The organism is Haemophilus haemolyticus, assembly GCF_003490935.1.
GTDB classification, from domain to species: Bacteria; Pseudomonadota; Gammaproteobacteria; order Enterobacterales; family Pasteurellaceae; genus Haemophilus; species Haemophilus haemolyticus_M.
The window spans coordinates 63,200-78,476 of record NZ_QQGD01000008.1 but is presented as its reverse complement, the minus strand read 5'-3'; the positions used below and the strand labels follow the sequence as shown (position 1 = coordinate 78,476).

Here is a 15,277-nt window from a genome sequence, read left to right as displayed (position 1 = left end):
GCTAATGTTTCCTAAGAAGTGCGGTATAAAAAATCATGTTTTATACCGCTGGTTTACAAAAATTATTTTTTACGCGCTTCAATTACTGCAGCAGCAACACTTGTTGGAGCTTCAGCATATTTTAACGGTTCCATTGAGTATGATGCACGACCTTGAGTTTGTGAACGTAAGTCTGTTGCATAGCCAAACATTTCTGAAAGTGGAACTTCAGCATCGATCTTAACAACGAACTCATTCGCTTCTTGACCGTTCACCATAGCACGACGACGGCTTAAGTCACCGATTACATCACCAACATATTCAGGTGGAGTTTCTACTTCAACTTTCATGATTGGCTCAAGTAGAACTGGGTTTGCTTTAGCGAACGCTGCTTTAAATGCTAAAGAAGCGGCTAATTTAAACGCTAATTCAGATGAGTCAACATCATGATATGAACCGAAGTGTAAACGTACACCAAGATCTACTACTGGGTAGCCCGCTAATGGACCAGATTTAAGTTGTTCTTGAATACCTTTATCAACGGCAGGAATGTATTCACCAGGAATTACACCACCTTTGATTTCGTTCACGAACTCGTAACCAGGACCTTCTGGGTCTAATGGATATAAGTCGATAACAACGTGACCATATTGACCGCGACCACCAGATTGTTTTGCGTGTTTACCTTCCACATCATTAACACGAGTGCGGATAGTTTCACGGTAAGATACTTGTGGTTTACCGATGTTAGCTTCCACTTTAAACTCACGTTTCATACGGTCAACGATGATATCTAAGTGTAATTCACCCATACCAGAAATGATGGTTTCACCAGATTCTTCATCAGTGTGAACACGGAATGAAGGGTCTTCTTGTGCTAAACGACCTAATGCTAAGCCCATTTTTTCTTGGTCAGCTTTAGTTTTTGGTTCTACCGCAACAGAGATTACTGGCTCTGGGAATTCCATACGCTCAAGGATAATTGGTGCTTCAATTGCACATAATGTATCACCAGTAGTTACATCTTTTAAGCCGATAGCAGCTGCGATGTCACCTGCACGAACTTCTTTAATTTCTTCACGTTTGTTAGCATGCATCTGTACGATACGACCAAAACGTTCACGTTTTTGACGTACAGAGTTTAATACTGTATCACCAGAATTAATAACACCAGAATATACACGGAAGAATGTTAAGTTACCTACGAACGGGTCAGTTGCAATTTTAAATGCTAATGAAGAGAATGGTTCTTCATCACTTGCATGACGTTCGCCTTCAGTTTCATCTGGATTGATACCTTTGATCGCCGGAATATCTGTTGGCGCTGGTAAATATTCAACAACGGCATCTAGCATAGCTTGAACACCTTTGTTTTTGAACGCAGAACCACAGGTTACTAAGATAATTTCATTTGCTAATACACGCTGACGTAATGCAGACTTAATTTCTTCTTCAGTTAAGTCTTCACCGCCAAGGTATTTTTCCATTAATTCTTCAGATGCTTCAGCCGCTGCTTCAACAAGGTTTTGACGCCATTCTTCGCAGTCTGCTTGCATATTTGCAGGTACATCTTCATAGGTGAAGGTCATACCTTGGTCAGCTTCGTTCCAGTTAATCGCTTTCATTTTGATCAAGTCAACTACACCGGTGAAGCTTTCTTCTGCGCCGATTGGAAGTTGAAGAGGAACTGCGTTGGCACCTAAACGGGTTTTTAATTGTTCAACTACGCGTAAGAAGTTCGCACCAGTACGGTCCATTTTGTTAACGAACGCGATACGTGGCACTTGGTATTTGTTAGCTTGACGCCATACAGTTTCGGATTGTGGTTGAACACCACCTACCGCACAGTACACCATTACCGCACCATCAAGAACACGCATAGAACGTTCTACTTCAACGGTAAAGTCTACGTGTCCCGGGGTGTCGATAACGTTGATACGGTGTTGTTGGAACTGTTGTGACATACCTGACCAAAATGCGGTAGTTGCCGCAGAGGTAATGGTGATACCACGCTCTTGTTCTTGTTCCATCCAGTCCATCGTTGCTGCACCATCGTGCACTTCACCGATTTTGTGGCTAACACCAGTATAGAATAAGATACGCTCAGTAGTAGTGGTTTTACCCGCATCAATGTGCGCACTGATACCGATATTACGATATCTTTCAATAGGGGTTGTACGAGCCATTATTATAACCTTGTTTATTTAATATCAGTTTATATAAGGGTAAGGCTTCATCAACGATGAAGCCCTTTAAATTCAAAAACTTATTACCAACGGTAGTGAGCAAATGCTTTGTTAGCTTCAGCCATACGGTGAACGTCTTCACGTTTTTTCACTGCTGCACCTTTATTATCTGAAGCATCAGATAATTCGTTTGCAAGGCGTAAAGCCATTGATTTATCACCACGTTTACGTGCTGCTTCAACGATCCAACGCATACCTAATGCGTTACGACGTACAGGGCGCACTTCAACTGGCACTTGGTAAGTAGAACCACCAACACGACGAGATTTAACCTCAACAGTTGGACGTACGTTTTCAAGTGCAACTTCAAACGCTTCTAAAGGCTCTTTACCTGTGCGTTGTGCTAAAGTTTCTAAAGCACCATAAACGATTGATTCAGCAACGGATTTTTTACCGTCTACCATGATTACATTAATAAATTTTGCAAGTAATTCTGAACCGAATTTCGGATCTGGAAGAATCTTGCGTGCTTCAACACTACGACGACGTGGCATTGCGAATTTCTCCGTATTTTAATCTTCAGGATATCCAAAACCCATCAGCAATATTTCTCTTTGAGAAAATTTGCAGCGCAAAGCGCTTTTTGACTGGAGTTTATGGTTTAAATTGTTTTGCTAATTTAGACGTTTGGCCTTACTTAACGGAGAACCATTAAGCTTTAGGACGTTTAACGCCGTATTTAGAACGACCTTGTTTACGATCTTTAACGCCTGCGCAGTCTAATGCACCGCGTACTGTGTGGTAACGCACACCCGGTAAGTCTTTAACACGACCACCACGGATTAATACAACACTGTGCTCTTGAAGGTTGTGACCTTCACCACCGATATAAGAAGTTACTTCAAAACCGTTAGTTAAGCGGATACGACATACTTTACGTAGCGCTGAGTTTGGTTTTTTAGGAGTTGTAGTATATACACGAGTACATACACCACGTTTCTGCGGGCAAGCCTCTAATGCAGGAACGTTGCTTTTTACAACCTTTTTCACACGCGGTTTGCGTACTAGCTGGTTGATAGTTGCCATTAAAAAAGCTCCAGTTTAAATGTTATTCAATAATAGAATGTTGTTCAAAAAATCTACTTCCATACAGAAATAGACGGCGAATTTTAATCGTTCTGAGGTTTGTTGTCAATAATTAAACAGCGCCAAAGATCCGTGAAAGGATCTTTAGTTGCGTACAAAAAACGCTTACCAAATTCACCGCACTTTTTATTCAAAATGCCAAACCAATTGCCCCAGCGAAATGACAGTTTTATAATTTCTACTTAATTAGTATTAAATTAATATGATTATGTTACGCTCGCTCAAATTTCACTTACGCTATTTCTTCCATAAAAAGCTACGCCAAACACACAGAATTTCCCACAAAAGTTTAGAATTTATCTGCCTAATTATAGGTGCGACATTTGTCTCACTCTTTTCATTTGGCTTTGCTAAATTGTCCGATCTTGGTCTAGAACTAAACGCTCACTGGTCATCTAAATATCCTATTGCAGTTTGGTTTGTGTTACCCCTAGGCATGGCTTGCCTGACTTGGTTTACGAAAAAATATACTCCCTATGTTGGAGGAAGTGGTATTCCGCAAGTCATTGCATCAATTAATCTTCCTCATAGTAGCTATAAAACCAAATTAGTTGAATTCAGCCAAACTATTTGGAAAATTCCTCTTACCTTTTTGGCTATGCTTATCGGTGCATCTGTTGGGCGTGAAGGTCCATCAGTACAAGTTGGGGCAGCTGTCATGCTTGCATGGGGAAATTATTGTAGAAAACATAATTTAGCGTTTAGAGGATTAAGCACCAATGAATTACTTGCCACAGGTGCAGCAGGTGGGCTTGCAGCAGCCTTTAATGCACCTTTGGCTGGCGTGATATTTGCGATTGAAGAACTCGGGCGTGGTGTAATGTTACGTTGGGAACGACGAGTATTGATGGGGGTATTAGCTGCTGGGTTTATTCTTGTCGCGATTCAAGGAAACAGCCCTTATTTTCCAAATTATCAAGGGGCAACATCTGTTTCTTATCTCTATCTTTGGCTCGCAATTTGTGGGGTGGTTTGTGGCATTCTAGGTGGCATATTTGGACGACTATTAGCAAAAGGTCTCGCAGGATTATCACCTGAAAAATGGCGTGGCTGGGTTCGCCAACATCCTATTTGTATTGCTTTATTATTGGGTTTAGCGCTTGCCGCACTTGGCAGTTACACTCACGGACAAACCTATGGCACTGGCTATGAGGTTGTTGCACGCGCCTTAGAAGGGCAAGCCATAGATCCTGAAATTGGCATCCTTAAACTTTTAGCAACGGTGACCACTTATTGGAATGGTATTGCCGGTGGTATCTTTACCCCATCACTGACAACAGGCGCAGGCATTGGCGCAATGCTGTGGGATATCAGCGGAGGGATGGTCGATCAACGTTTTTTGGTGATTTTATGTATGGCGGCGTTTTTAGCTGGCGGCACACAATCGCCAGTTACAGCCAGTGTTGTTGTAATGGAAATGACAGGCGCACAACCCGTTCTCATTTGGCTCTTGATTTCCAGCATTATTGCATCCATAATCTCGCGCCAATTTAGCCCAAAACCCTTTTACCACTTTGCTGCAGGCCGTTTTCGCCAGCAAATGCAAGCTCGCCAAGCCGAAGAATTACGCAGCAAAACCGAACAAGAGAAATAAAAATGCCTCAAAATCTACCGCACTTTTACCGCGGCCGTTTTTCTGTTGCGCCAATGTTAGATTGGACAACACGCCATTGTCGTTATTTTCATCGTCAATTTTCAAAGCATGCGTTACTTTACACTGAAATGGTCACCGCACCTGCGATTATCCATGCCAAATACGATCACTTGAATTTTGATTTACAAGAAAATCCCGTTGCGTTACAGCTGGGAGGAAGCGATCCTGAACAACTAAAATATTGCGCAAAACTTGCTGAGGAACGAGGTTATCACGAAATTAATCTCAATGTAGGATGCCCTTCTGATCGCGTACAAAATGGAATGTTTGGCGCTTGCTTAATGGCGAAAGCAGATTTGGTGGCAGACTGTGTAGAACAAATGCAAAGTGCGGTCAAAATTCCAGTCACTGTGAAAACACGTATTGGTATTGATGAATTAGACAGCTATGAATTTTTATGTGATTTTATTGAGAAGATTCAAGGAAAAGGTTGCCAAGAGTTTATTATCCACGCACGAAAAGCTTGGCTTTCAGGGTTAAGTCCCAAAGAAAATCGAGAAATTCCACCATTAGATTATGCTCGGGTGTATCAACTAAAACGTGATTTTCCACATATAACTATTGCAATTAATGGTGGGATTAAAACCGTTGAAGAAATGAAGCAACATTTGCAATATGTGGACGGCGTGATGGTTGGGCGAGAGGCCTATCAAAATCCAAGTTTACTTGGGCAAATAGACCAAGCCTTATTTGATCCTAACGCACCAATTGTTACCGCTCATGAAGCGGTACAGTCAATGCTTCCTTATATTGAACAACAACTTAGCCAAGGCATACACCTTAATCATATCGTCCGCCATATGTTAGGCGCATTCCAACATTGCAAAGGTGCTCGTCAATGGCGACGCTATTTAAGCGAAAATGCGTTTAAAGAAGGTGCGGGAGTTGAAGTAGTTGAAACCGCCTTAAGCTTTGTAGAACACTAATCCTAAAAACAAAATAAGCCGCAAAAGTGCGGCTTATTTTTCAGCTGTTTTTCTTACGCAATACGCATTTGAAAAATCACCAATTCAGCTTGGCAACAGAAAGTGAAATCTGCCTTTAATAAATAGCCATCATCCACTTTTGTAATTTCAGATTGAATTGCACAAAGTTCACTTTCTACATCACGCGCTTTCTGAGTAAAAAATGCGAGCGCTTCTTGAGCTTGTTCTTCATTGTCATAAATATATTCAATAACCTGGCTACAATCACGATTATCGAAAAGTGATTTCATATCAAAAGTATTACAACCTACACATTCAATCGGTTTTTCAGTTTGAATTGCCATAATATTATCCCTTTTATTCAGATTATTTTGCAGCAACAAAACCTACAGCTTCATACACTTTCGCCAAGGTTTCTTGCGCTTTTGCACGCGCTTTTTCCGCACCTTGTCGTAAGATATTATCTAATAAAGCTTCATCATTACGATATTGATGGAAACGTTCTTGTAAACCAGCAAGTAAAATTGAGACTTCATCCGCTACTGCAGTTTTTAAATGTCCGTACATTTTACCTTCAAATTCTTTTTCAAGATCAGCAATAGGCTTATCCGTAACCGCAGAAAGAATATCTAAAAGATTGGATACACCCGCTTTATTTTGCACATCATAACGAACAACAGGCGGCTCATCTGAATCCGTTACGGCACGTTTAATTTTCTTCGCCACAGATTTTGGATCTTCTAAAAGTGTCACCACGTTGTTGCGGTTATCATCTGATTTTGACATTTTCTTTTCAGGATCTTGCAATGACATAATACGCGCGCCTGCTTTTCCTATGAAAATTTCAGGAATAGTGAAAATATTGCCATAAAGCGCATTAAAGCGGTTTGCAATATCACGCGTAATTTCTAAGTGTTGTTTTTGGTCATCGCCAACAGGCACACTTTTTGCTTGATAAAGTAAAATATCCGCCGCCATTAACACAGGATAATCAAACAAACCCACGTTAATATTTTCTGCATAACGTGCTGATTTATCTTTGAATTGCGTCATTCGGCTCATTTCACCAAAATAAGTGTAGCAGTTTAACACCCAGCTTAATTGCGTGTGTTCTGGAACGTGAGATTGAACAAAAATAGTACTTTTATTTGGATCAATTCCACACGCCAAATAAAGAGCAAGCACATCAAGCGTTGCTTTGCGAAGGGCAACAGGATCTTGACGCACAGTGATCGCATGTAAATCAACTACGCAGAAAATACATTCATAATCTTCTTGCATTTTCACCCAGTTGCGCAACGCGCCCAAATAATTTCCGATAGTTAATTCACCAGAAGGCTGCACGCCACTAAAAACAATTGGTTTTGCCATAATCAATCCTTAATACCTTAAAACTGTTCGCACATCATACCAGAAACTCTAGGCTTTTTTAATGTTCGAGTTCAAAAGCTAGGTTAAAAATGCTATATTTAACGAAAACGTTTTCCTAATATTTTCGAATGAAAAACTACCACGATATTGTTCTTGCCCTTGCTGGCGTGTGCCAATCAGCAAAATTGGTTCATCAACTTGCAACAGAAAGCCGAGCAGATTCGGATACATTTTTAACCGCACTTAATAGCCTTTTTATTACCCAACCACAACGAATCGAAGATGTTTTTGGTGGAGAAGTTCGTCATTTAAAATTAGGTCTAGAAACCTTAATTCATCAGCTCAATGCGCAAAGCGATCAAAATTTAACTCGCTATTGGTTAAGCCTTTTGGCATTAGAAGGGAAATTATCGAAAAATCCCGATGCCAAACAAACATTAGGCAATCGAATTTCTCGCCTAAAAGAACAAGAAATTCATTACGCTCGCGATAGTGAAACAATGCTATCTATTATGGCAAACATTTACAGCGACGTTATTAGCCCATTGGGCAAAAAAATTCACATACTAGGCTCGCCTGATTATTTGCGACAAGAACTCGTGCAAAATAAAATCCGTGCAGTTTTACTTACAGGCATTCGCTCTGCCGTGCTGTGGAAACAAATGGGCGGAACAAAATGGCAAATTTTATTTTTCCGCAGAAAATTACTTGCCACCGCAAAACAGATTTATTCTTCTATTTATTAATACAATTCTGGAGCAAACATTTATGCAACTCTCTACACTGACCGCACTTTCCCCTCTTGATGGTCGTTATCAAGATAAAGTAACTCCATTACGCGCTATTTTTAGTGAATTCGGGTTAATGAAATTCCGTGTAGCTGTGGAAGTTCGTTGGTTACAAAAATTAGCTTCAACGACAGAAATTACTGAAGTGCCGCCATTTTCTACGCAAGCAAATGCTTTTTTAGATGGAATTGTGGCTAATTTTAATGAGACAGATGCAGCGCGTATTAAAGAAATTGAACGCACAACCAATCACGATGTGAAAGCCGTTGAATATTTTCTGAAAGAGAAAATTCAAAATGAAGTGGAACTAGTGAACGTTTCCGAATTTATTCACTTCGCTTGCACCTCAGAAGACATTAACAACCTCTCTCATGCATTAATGTTAAGCACCGCTCGTGACGAAGTGATTTTACCAGAATGGCAAAAACTGATTAATGAAATCACTCGTCTTGCAGAAGAATATAAAACGATTCCATTACTTTCTCGCACACATGGCCAGCCAGCTTCACCAAGCACAGTGGGCAAAGAAATGGCAAATGTTGTTTATCGCCTAAAACGTCAATTTAAACAACTCCAAAACGCGGAAATCTTAGGTAAAATCAATGGCGCGGTAGGTAACTACAATGCGCATTTATCAGCATATCCTAATATTGATTGGCATAAATTCAGCGAAGAATTTGTCACTTCATTAGGTATTCAATGGAATCCTTATACCACTCAAATTGAGCCGCACGATTACATCGCTGAATTTTTTGATGCTGTAGTACGCTTTAATACCATTATCATTGATTTTGATCGTGATTTATGGGGATACATTGCATTAAATCACTTTAAACAACGAACGATTGCAGGCGAAATTGGTTCTTCTACCATGCCACATAAAGTCAATCCAATTGATTTTGAAAACTCAGAGGGCAATCTAGGCTTAGCGAATGCAGTAATGACCCACTTAGGTCAAAAGTTACCAATTTCTCGCTGGCAGCGTGACTTAACAGATTCAACCGTATTACGTAATTTAGGCGTAGGATTGGGTTATTGTTTGATCGCTTATGCTTCAACACGCAAAGGCATTAGTAAACTTGAAGTAAATCAACCGCACTTATTAGAAGAACTCAATCAAAACTGGGAAGTTTTGGCTGAACCAATTCAAACCGTAATGCGCCGCTATGGAATAGAAAAACCTTACGAAAAATTAAAAGAATTAACGCGAGGTAAACGAGTGACGGAACATGCTATGCGTGAATTTATTGATAAGTTGGATATTCCACAAGAAGAAAAATTACGTTTACAAAAATTAACACCCGCTACTTATATTGGGGCTGCAGTGGAATTAGTAGAGAAGCTATCATAGGAATTTGGCTCTTTTTCCAACAATATTCTTTACAAGAACATAGCTTTTCTCTATAATCCTGCGCCTGTGTTAGTCAATCTAACAAATTTCTGGTTGGTGCTTGACCTATTCAAGCCCCATCCAAGACCGTAGGGGAGTAATCTTAATTATCCTACGTAGATGGTGAACAGAATAAGAATTTTTCTTGCTTCTGGGCGCCGAAGTCATCTAGTCTTAGGATTAGGTAAATTAATTCCGAGTAATCGGAGTGTATTCAGGAGCTAAAAGCCAATGGCATTAAATCTTCAAGACAAACAAGCAATTGTTGCTGAAGTAAATGAAGCAGCCAAAGGTGCACTTTCAGCAGTAATCGCGGATTCTCGCGGTGTAACTGTTGAGAAAATGACTGAATTACGTAAATCAGCACGTGAAGCTGGCGTTACAATGCGTGTAGTTCGTAATACTTTATTACGTCGCGCAGTTGAAGGCACAGATTACGAATGCTTAAAAGATACGTTTGTAGGTCCAACACTTATCGCGTTCTCTAACGAACACCCGGGCGCAGCTGCTCGTTTGTTCAAAGAGTTTGCTAAAGCAAACGATAAGTTTGAAATTAAAGGTGCAGCCTTTGAAGGTAAAATCCAAGATGTTGAATTCTTGGCAACATTACCAACTTACGAAGAAGCGATTGCACGTTTAATGGGCACAATGAAAGAAGCTGCAGCAGGCAAACTTGCTCGCACCTTCGCGGCATTACGCGACAAATTACAAGAAGCAGCTTAATCATTAAGCGTTTCTTACTTCATCTAACTTTATTTATTTTAGGAATTGATTGTTATGTCATTAACTAACGAACAAATCATTGAAGCGATTGCTTCAAAAACTGTAACTGAAATCGTTGAATTAATCGCAGCGATGGAAGAAAAATTCGGTGTTTCAGCAGCGGCAGCAGTAGCAGCAGCTCCAGCAGCAGGCGGCGCAGCGGCAGCAGAAGAAAAAACTGAATTCGACGTAATTCTTGCAGCAGCTGGTGCTAACAAAGTAGCAGTAATCAAAGCAGTACGTGGTGCAACTGGTTTAGGCTTAAAAGAAGCTAAAGATTTAGTTGAATCTGCTCCAGCAGCATTAAAAGAAGGTGTTTCTAAAGAAGAAGCTGAAGCACTTAAGAAAGAATTAGAAGAAGCTGGTGCACAAGTAGAAGTGAAATAATTTCTCTTTTAACCACTTTAAAATTCAGAAAACCGATGGGAAACCATCGGTTTTTTCCTATCTATAAAGCCACAAATCCCTTAATTTAAAAACTTATCATCTTCTCCTTTCTACGATAAAATATCTCCTATTATTATTGATAAATAAAGAGAAAATTTATGACTACAAAAGCATTAAGTGCGGTAATTTTAGCAGCCGGAAAAGGAACACGCATGTATTCCGATTTACCAAAAGTACTACATACAATCGCTGGTAAACCAATGGTAAAACATGTAATTGATACTGCGCATCAATTAGGCGCAGAAAATATTCATTTAATCTATGGCCACTGTGGGGACTTAATGCGTACCCATCTTGCAAATGAACAAGTAAATTGGGTATTACAAACAGAACAACTTGGCACAGCACATGCAGTTCAACAAGCCGCACCTTTCTTTAAAAATAACGAAAATATTGTTGTACTTTACGGCGATGCACCATTAATCACTAAAGAAACATTAGAAAAATTAATTGAAGCGAAACCAGAAAATGGCATTGCATTGCTTACCGTAAATTTAGATAACCCAACAGGCTATGGGAGAATTATCCGTGAAAATGGCAATGTTGTAGCAATTGTAGAACAAAAAGATGCAAATGCCGATCAACTAAATATTAAAGAAGTAAATACTGGCGTTATGGTATCCGATGGTGCAAGTTTCAAAAAATGGCTAGCTCGTGTAGGCAATAATAATGCTCAAGGCGAATATTACTTAACGGATCTTATTGCTCTCGCAAACCAGGATAATTGCCAAGTTGTTGCTGTACAAGCAACAGATGTCATGGAAGTTGAAGGTGCAAATAATCGCTTACAATTAGCCGCACTTGAACGTTATCTCCAAAATAAACAAGCCTCCAAATTACTACTTGAAGGCGTAATGATCTACGATCCCGCTCGCTTTGACCTGCGTGGAACATTAGAACATGGAAAAGATGTGGAAATCGACATTAATGTTATTATTGAAGGTAGTGTTAAACTCGGCGATCGCGTAAAAATTGGCGCAGGTTGTGTATTGAAAAATGTTGTTATTGGCAATGATGTAGAAATAAAACCCTATTCGGTGCTAGAGGATTCTGTAGTGGGAGAAAAAGCCGCAATTGGCCCATTTTCTCGTTTACGCCCAGGTGCGGAACTTGCAGCTGAAACGCATGTCGGTAACTTTGTAGAAATTAAAAAATCTACCGTTGGTAAAGGTTCTAAAGTAAATCACCTAACCTATGTTGGCGATTCAGAAATCGGCTCAAATTGTAATATTGGTGCGGGTGTCATCACCTGTAATTACGATGGCGCAAATAAATTTAAAACGATCATCGGTGATGATGTGTTTGTGGGATCTGATACACAATTAGTTGCACCAGTGAAAGTCGCAAATGGCGCAACTATTGGTGCTGGGACAACAATTACACGCGATGTAGGTGAAAATGAATTAGTGATTACACGAGTTCCTCAGCGTCATATTCAAGATTGGCAGCGACCAACAAAGAAAAAATAAAATAGCATAAAAAATCCTACTATAAAACGTAGGATTTTTTTATAAACCGATTTTAAAAATCGTAATTAAAACTACATAAAAAATGACCGCACTTACTACCAATAATTTAAAAGCCAATTTAGGCTTTCTCTGATGTAGGCGATATAAAATTCTAGCTACTGCCGCAAGAATAATAGGATAAATCCAAAAAAATATTGAGAATAAATTAACTTGCCAAGTTTCCAAGTTTGAATTTTTCTCAAATGTAGTGGAAAGCAACAGAGCCATCGGACATAACAATACAGGAGCACAAAAAACAGCTAATCCCCAAGAAAATAAACTAAAGCCACGAGGCAAAGATTGTCTTGTCATAATTTAAAAATTTTACAAACAAAAGATAATTACAATATAACAAATACTGTGATTATTAGAAAGTAATTGGAAATCAATAGACTTGAATAAAATGAAATGGCGCACCCGAAAGGATTCGAACCTTTGACCGCTCGGTTCGTAGCCGAGTACTCTATCCAGCTGAGCTACGGGTGCGTAGATGATGCTTTAATTATTCATAACCACTTTAATAAGATAGAGCCGTTTTAAAATGGCGCACCCGAGAGGATTCGAACCTCTGACCGCTCGGTTCGTAGCCGAGTACTCTATCCAGCTGAGCTACGGGTGCAGAATAAATAAAACAAACAATGGCGGTGAGAGAGGGATTCGAACCCTCGATGGAGCTTTTTAACCCCATACTCCCTTAGCAGGGGAGCGCCTTCAGCCTGCTCGGCCATCTCACCACAATCGGTGTGAGCGGTATAATACGTTTTTTAGAAAATATGTCAAACCATTTTTTGAAAAACACACCTGTTTGAATATTTTATCTACACATTAAATATATTATTGAATAAAAATCTACTCATTATTCAAAAATACTAAAATCTTAGATATTGTTTCCTGTCTCAATTCATCTTGCTCAAATAACACCTCATGTTTAGCGCTGAATACAACTTTACATTGAGCATTCGGAAAAAGTGCGGTTAATTTTTCAAGATTTTTGTTATCTACAATTTTTTCTTTTTCTGCTTGTAAAATTAGGATTGGAATTTCAATCTTAGGAATAACTTTCGGCAAGCGCTTAATTGCGTTCAAACACAAATGTACCCAACGGAACGTTGGTCCTCCAAGATGAATTGCTGGATTCTTACGATTGACACGATTCATCCATTTCATTCTGGTTTTACAGAAACTTAGTTCATTGTATTCCAAATGGGCTTGTTGATAAGGTCCTTTACCAAAAACATAACGCTCGCCTTGCCCTAACATATTCATCAGAGTAATAATCAGTTCATCTCTAATAGTGTGTTTTAAAGGAATGCCGTAAAAAGGCGAAGAAAGAACAGCCTTATTAATGCGATGATCACAATTTGCCAAATAATATGTTGCAATCAATGCGCCCATTGAATGAGCAAGCAAATGCTGTGTGGAATAATTAAAAAGTGCGGTCACTTTTTCGATGATTTTCGCCATATCATCGACATAGAAACGAAATTCGTCTAAATGCCCTTTTTCAGAATCCTTCAGCAAATGGGTTGAATAGCCTTGACCACGGTGATCAAATAACAACACATCATAGCCTTGATGATAAAAATCATAAGCGGGCTCTGACCATTTCAACATATTTTCAGCACGACCATTCACTAAAATCATCAATTTTCTATCCGTACTTTTATCGTGGACTAAATGACGATAAGCGATTTGAACGTTATTTTTGCCAGTGAAATATTGCGTTGGAAATTGATTGAAAAAAGGTAATAGTTCGATAAAGGCAAATTGAGTAAAGTTGGATTCTCGATTCATAAGTTTTTAGATGGGGTACATCAACGCATACAAAAGAAAGAAAAAGTGCGTGAGATTTTACTTCACGCACTCTGCCAATTATGCTACCAATTGTTTTAAGATACGGCGAACTGGCTCTGCTGCCCCCCATAATAATTGGTCACCTACAGTGAATGCTGCTAAGTATTCCGGACCCATTGCTAATTTACGTAAACGACCAACCGGTACGCTTAATGTACCTGTTACTTTAGCTGGGGTTAATTCACGTAATGTGGTTTCTTTGTCATTTGGAATCACTTTCACCCATTCGTTGTGAGACGCTAAAATTTGTTCGATTTCTTCTAATGGTAAGTCTTTTTTCAGTTTGATGGTGAATGCTTGGCTATGGCAACGTAATGCACCGATACGTACGCATAAACCATCCACAGGAATTGGATTGTCGCTTAAACCTAAAATTTTGTTGGTTTCTGCATAACCTTTCCATTCTTCTTTAGTTTGTCCTGTTTCTGGAAGAAGTTTGTCAATCCAAGGGATTAAGCTACCCCCTAATGCTGCACCGAAGTTTTCGGTTGGGAAGCGATCAGAACGCATTTCTGCCGTCACTTTACGTTCAATATCTAAAATAGAAGAAGCTGGGTCTTTTAATTCACTAGAAACCGCTTGTTCTAATAAACCCATTTGTGAAAGTAATTCACGCATATTTTTTGCGCCAGCACCTGAAGCCGCTTGATAAGTTGCCACAGAAATCCATTCCACCAAATCTTTTTCAAATAGACCGCCAATAGCCATTAACATTAAGCTCACGGTACAGTTACCGCCTACGAAAGTTTTAATACCTTTTTTCAAGCCTTCAGAAATCACATGTTGGTTTACTGGATCAAGCACAATAATTGCATCATCTTTCATACGTAGTGCAGAAGCAGCATCAACCCAATAACCATCCCAGCCTGTTGCTTTTAATTTTGGATAAACTTCATTGGTGTAATCGCCACCTTGGCAAGTCACAATAATGTCTAATTTTTTGAGTTCTTCGATATCGAATGCATTTTTAAGTTCGCCTGCATCCTTGCCACCAAATACAGGAGCTTTTTGGCCTGCTTGTGAAGTTGTAAAAAATACGGGATTAAGATTCGCAAAATCATTTTCCTGCGACATACGATCCATTAATACGGAACCCACCATCCCGCGCCAGCCGATAAAGCCTACATTTTTCATTGTTGTTTCCTTAGCTTGTTGTGTTTGAATAGCATTATTAATTACAAGATAGCGTTAGCAAAATCAAGTATTTTTCATGGAAATTTACATTTTGCGAAAGAAATTACATAAGAAATAAAAAAGAGCGGTCAA

The 15,277-nt window shown here is 39.4% G+C and carries 15 protein-coding genes and 3 tRNA genes; 7 read left to right on the top strand and 11 right to left on the bottom strand.

Features of this window, described 5'->3' with window-relative positions:
* Positions 1-62: 62 nt before the first annotated feature.
* From fusA to rpsL, 3 genes are all read right to left on the bottom strand, one after another.
* Entirely contained in the window at positions 63-2,165 is a 2,103-nt protein-coding gene (fusA, locus tag DV417_RS08845) for an elongation factor G (protein WP_065249302.1), read from the bottom strand.
* A gap of 83 nt (positions 2,166-2,248) precedes the next feature.
* On the bottom strand, positions 2,249-2,719 hold the full coding sequence (rpsG, locus tag DV417_RS08840; RefSeq protein ID WP_005626581.1) for a 30S ribosomal protein S7: 471 nt from the start codon (positions 2,717-2,719) through the stop codon (positions 2,249-2,251).
* 157 nt (positions 2,720-2,876) lie between these two features.
* The gene (gene rpsL / locus DV417_RS08835) at positions 2,877-3,251 is read right to left on the bottom strand and encodes a 30S ribosomal protein S12 (protein ID WP_005543325.1); all 375 of its coding nucleotides are present in this window, start codon (positions 3,249-3,251) and stop codon (positions 2,877-2,879) included.
* Between the two features lie 268 nt (positions 3,252-3,519).
* Here rpsL and DV417_RS08830 point away from each other — a divergent pair, with 268 nt between their 5' ends.
* Together DV417_RS08830 and dusA are read left to right on the top strand one after the other, a co-directional pair.
* Positions 3,520-4,905 carry a chloride channel protein gene (locus tag DV417_RS08830; RefSeq protein WP_192878577.1) on the top strand — a complete coding sequence of 462 codons (1,386 nt, stop codon included), beginning with the start codon at positions 3,520-3,522 and terminating at the stop codon, positions 4,903-4,905.
* Between the two features lie 2 nt (positions 4,906-4,907).
* Positions 4,908-5,891: a tRNA dihydrouridine(20/20a) synthase DusA gene (dusA, locus tag DV417_RS08825; protein ID WP_118879416.1), complete on the top strand. Its 984-nt coding sequence runs from the start codon at positions 4,908-4,910 to the stop codon at positions 5,889-5,891.
* 53 nt (positions 5,892-5,944) lie between these two features.
* Here the strand turns inward: dusA and DV417_RS08820 are convergent, their stop codons facing one another.
* On the bottom strand, positions 5,945-6,235 hold the full coding sequence (locus DV417_RS08820; RefSeq protein WP_118879415.1) for a YfcZ/YiiS family protein: 291 nt from the start codon (positions 6,233-6,235) through the stop codon (positions 5,945-5,947).
* 22 nt (positions 6,236-6,257) lie between these two features.
* On the bottom strand, positions 6,258-7,262 hold the full coding sequence (trpS, locus tag DV417_RS08815; protein WP_118879414.1) for a tryptophan--tRNA ligase: 1,005 nt from the start codon (positions 7,260-7,262) through the stop codon (positions 6,258-6,260).
* Positions 7,263-7,390: 128 nt separating this feature from the next.
* Here trpS and hflD point away from each other — a divergent pair, with 128 nt between their 5' ends.
* The 5 genes from hflD to glmU all read left to right on the top strand — a co-directional run bounded on the left by hflD (position 7,391) and on the right by glmU (position 12,118).
* A complete protein-coding gene (hflD, locus tag DV417_RS08810) occupies positions 7,391-8,008 on the top strand; it encodes a high frequency lysogenization protein HflD (RefSeq protein ID WP_118879413.1) in 618 nt (205 codons plus the stop codon).
* 22 nt (positions 8,009-8,030) lie between these two features.
* Positions 8,031-9,401, top strand: coding sequence for an adenylosuccinate lyase (purB, locus tag DV417_RS08805; protein ID WP_118879412.1), 1,371 nt, complete (start codon positions 8,031-8,033; stop codon positions 9,399-9,401).
* Between the two features lie 270 nt (positions 9,402-9,671).
* The gene (rplJ, locus tag DV417_RS08800) at positions 9,672-10,163 is read left to right on the top strand and encodes a 50S ribosomal protein L10 (protein WP_005626605.1); all 492 of its coding nucleotides are present in this window, start codon (positions 9,672-9,674) and stop codon (positions 10,161-10,163) included.
* 54 nt (positions 10,164-10,217) lie between these two features.
* Entirely contained in the window at positions 10,218-10,589 is a 372-nt protein-coding gene (gene rplL / locus DV417_RS08795; protein ID WP_005626607.1) for a 50S ribosomal protein L7/L12, read from the top strand.
* A 158-nt stretch (positions 10,590-10,747) separates the two neighbouring features.
* On the top strand, positions 10,748-12,118 hold the full coding sequence (gene glmU / locus DV417_RS08790; protein ID WP_118879411.1) for a bifunctional UDP-N-acetylglucosamine diphosphorylase/glucosamine-1-phosphate N-acetyltransferase GlmU: 1,371 nt from the start codon (positions 10,748-10,750) through the stop codon (positions 12,116-12,118).
* Between the two features lie 39 nt (positions 12,119-12,157).
* Here glmU and DV417_RS08785 read toward each other — a convergent pair whose 3' ends face one another.
* From DV417_RS08785 to asd, 6 genes are all read right to left on the bottom strand, one after another.
* Positions 12,158-12,469 (bottom strand): DUF5389 family protein, encoded by a 312-nt coding sequence (locus tag DV417_RS08785; protein ID WP_118879410.1) that lies wholly within the window; start codon positions 12,467-12,469, stop codon positions 12,158-12,160.
* A gap of 97 nt (positions 12,470-12,566) precedes the next feature.
* Positions 12,567-12,643: transfer RNA gene (locus tag DV417_RS08780), tRNA-Arg, on the bottom strand.
* A gap of 56 nt (positions 12,644-12,699) precedes the next feature.
* Positions 12,700-12,776, bottom strand: a tRNA-Arg gene (locus DV417_RS08775).
* 20 nt (positions 12,777-12,796) lie between these two features.
* Positions 12,797-12,891: transfer RNA gene (locus DV417_RS08770), tRNA-Ser, on the bottom strand.
* A 115-nt stretch (positions 12,892-13,006) separates the two neighbouring features.
* Entirely contained in the window at positions 13,007-13,951 is a 945-nt protein-coding gene (locus tag DV417_RS08765) for an alpha/beta fold hydrolase (protein WP_118879409.1), read from the bottom strand.
* A gap of 78 nt (positions 13,952-14,029) precedes the next feature.
* Complete coding sequence (gene asd, locus DV417_RS08760; RefSeq protein WP_118879408.1) at positions 14,030-15,145, bottom strand: aspartate-semialdehyde dehydrogenase; 1,116 nt, start codon at positions 15,143-15,145, stop codon at positions 14,030-14,032.
* Positions 15,146-15,277 lie beyond the last annotated feature (132 nt).

Bases quoted from the DNA above. Each gene is read 5' to 3' on its own strand.
- purB (WP_118879412.1), top strand. From the start codon at position 8,031: ATGCAACTCTCTACACTGACCGCACTTTCCCCTCTTGATGGTCGTTAT.
- DV417_RS08820 (WP_118879415.1), bottom strand. From the start codon at position 6,235: ATGGCAATTCAAACTGAAAAACCGATTGAATGTGTAGGTTGTAATACT.
- fusA (WP_065249302.1), bottom strand. From the start codon at position 2,165: ATGGCTCGTACAACCCCTATTGAAAGATATCGTAATATCGGTATCAGT.
- rplJ (WP_005626605.1), top strand. From the start codon at position 9,672: ATGGCATTAAATCTTCAAGACAAACAAGCAATTGTTGCTGAAGTAAAT.
- DV417_RS08830 (WP_192878577.1), top strand. From the start codon at position 3,520: ATGTTACGCTCGCTCAAATTTCACTTACGCTATTTCTTCCATAAAAAG.
- trpS (WP_118879414.1), bottom strand. From the start codon at position 7,262: ATGGCAAAACCAATTGTTTTTAGTGGCGTGCAGCCTTCTGGTGAATTA.
- DV417_RS08785 (WP_118879410.1), bottom strand. From the start codon at position 12,469: ATGACAAGACAATCTTTGCCTCGTGGCTTTAGTTTATTTTCTTGGGGA.
- glmU (WP_118879411.1), top strand. From the start codon at position 10,748: ATGACTACAAAAGCATTAAGTGCGGTAATTTTAGCAGCCGGAAAAGGA.
- rpsL (WP_005543325.1), bottom strand. From the start codon at position 3,251: ATGGCAACTATCAACCAGCTAGTACGCAAACCGCGTGTGAAAAAGGTT.
- dusA (WP_118879416.1), top strand. From the start codon at position 4,908: ATGCCTCAAAATCTACCGCACTTTTACCGCGGCCGTTTTTCTGTTGCG.
- rplL (WP_005626607.1), top strand. From the start codon at position 10,218: ATGTCATTAACTAACGAACAAATCATTGAAGCGATTGCTTCAAAAACT.
- DV417_RS08765 (WP_118879409.1), bottom strand. From the start codon at position 13,951: ATGAATCGAGAATCCAACTTTACTCAATTTGCCTTTATCGAACTATTA.
- rpsG (WP_005626581.1), bottom strand. From the start codon at position 2,719: ATGCCACGTCGTCGTAGTGTTGAAGCACGCAAGATTCTTCCAGATCCG.
- asd (WP_118879408.1), bottom strand. From the start codon at position 15,145: ATGAAAAATGTAGGCTTTATCGGCTGGCGCGGGATGGTGGGTTCCGTA.
- hflD (WP_118879413.1), top strand. From the start codon at position 7,391: ATGAAAAACTACCACGATATTGTTCTTGCCCTTGCTGGCGTGTGCCAA.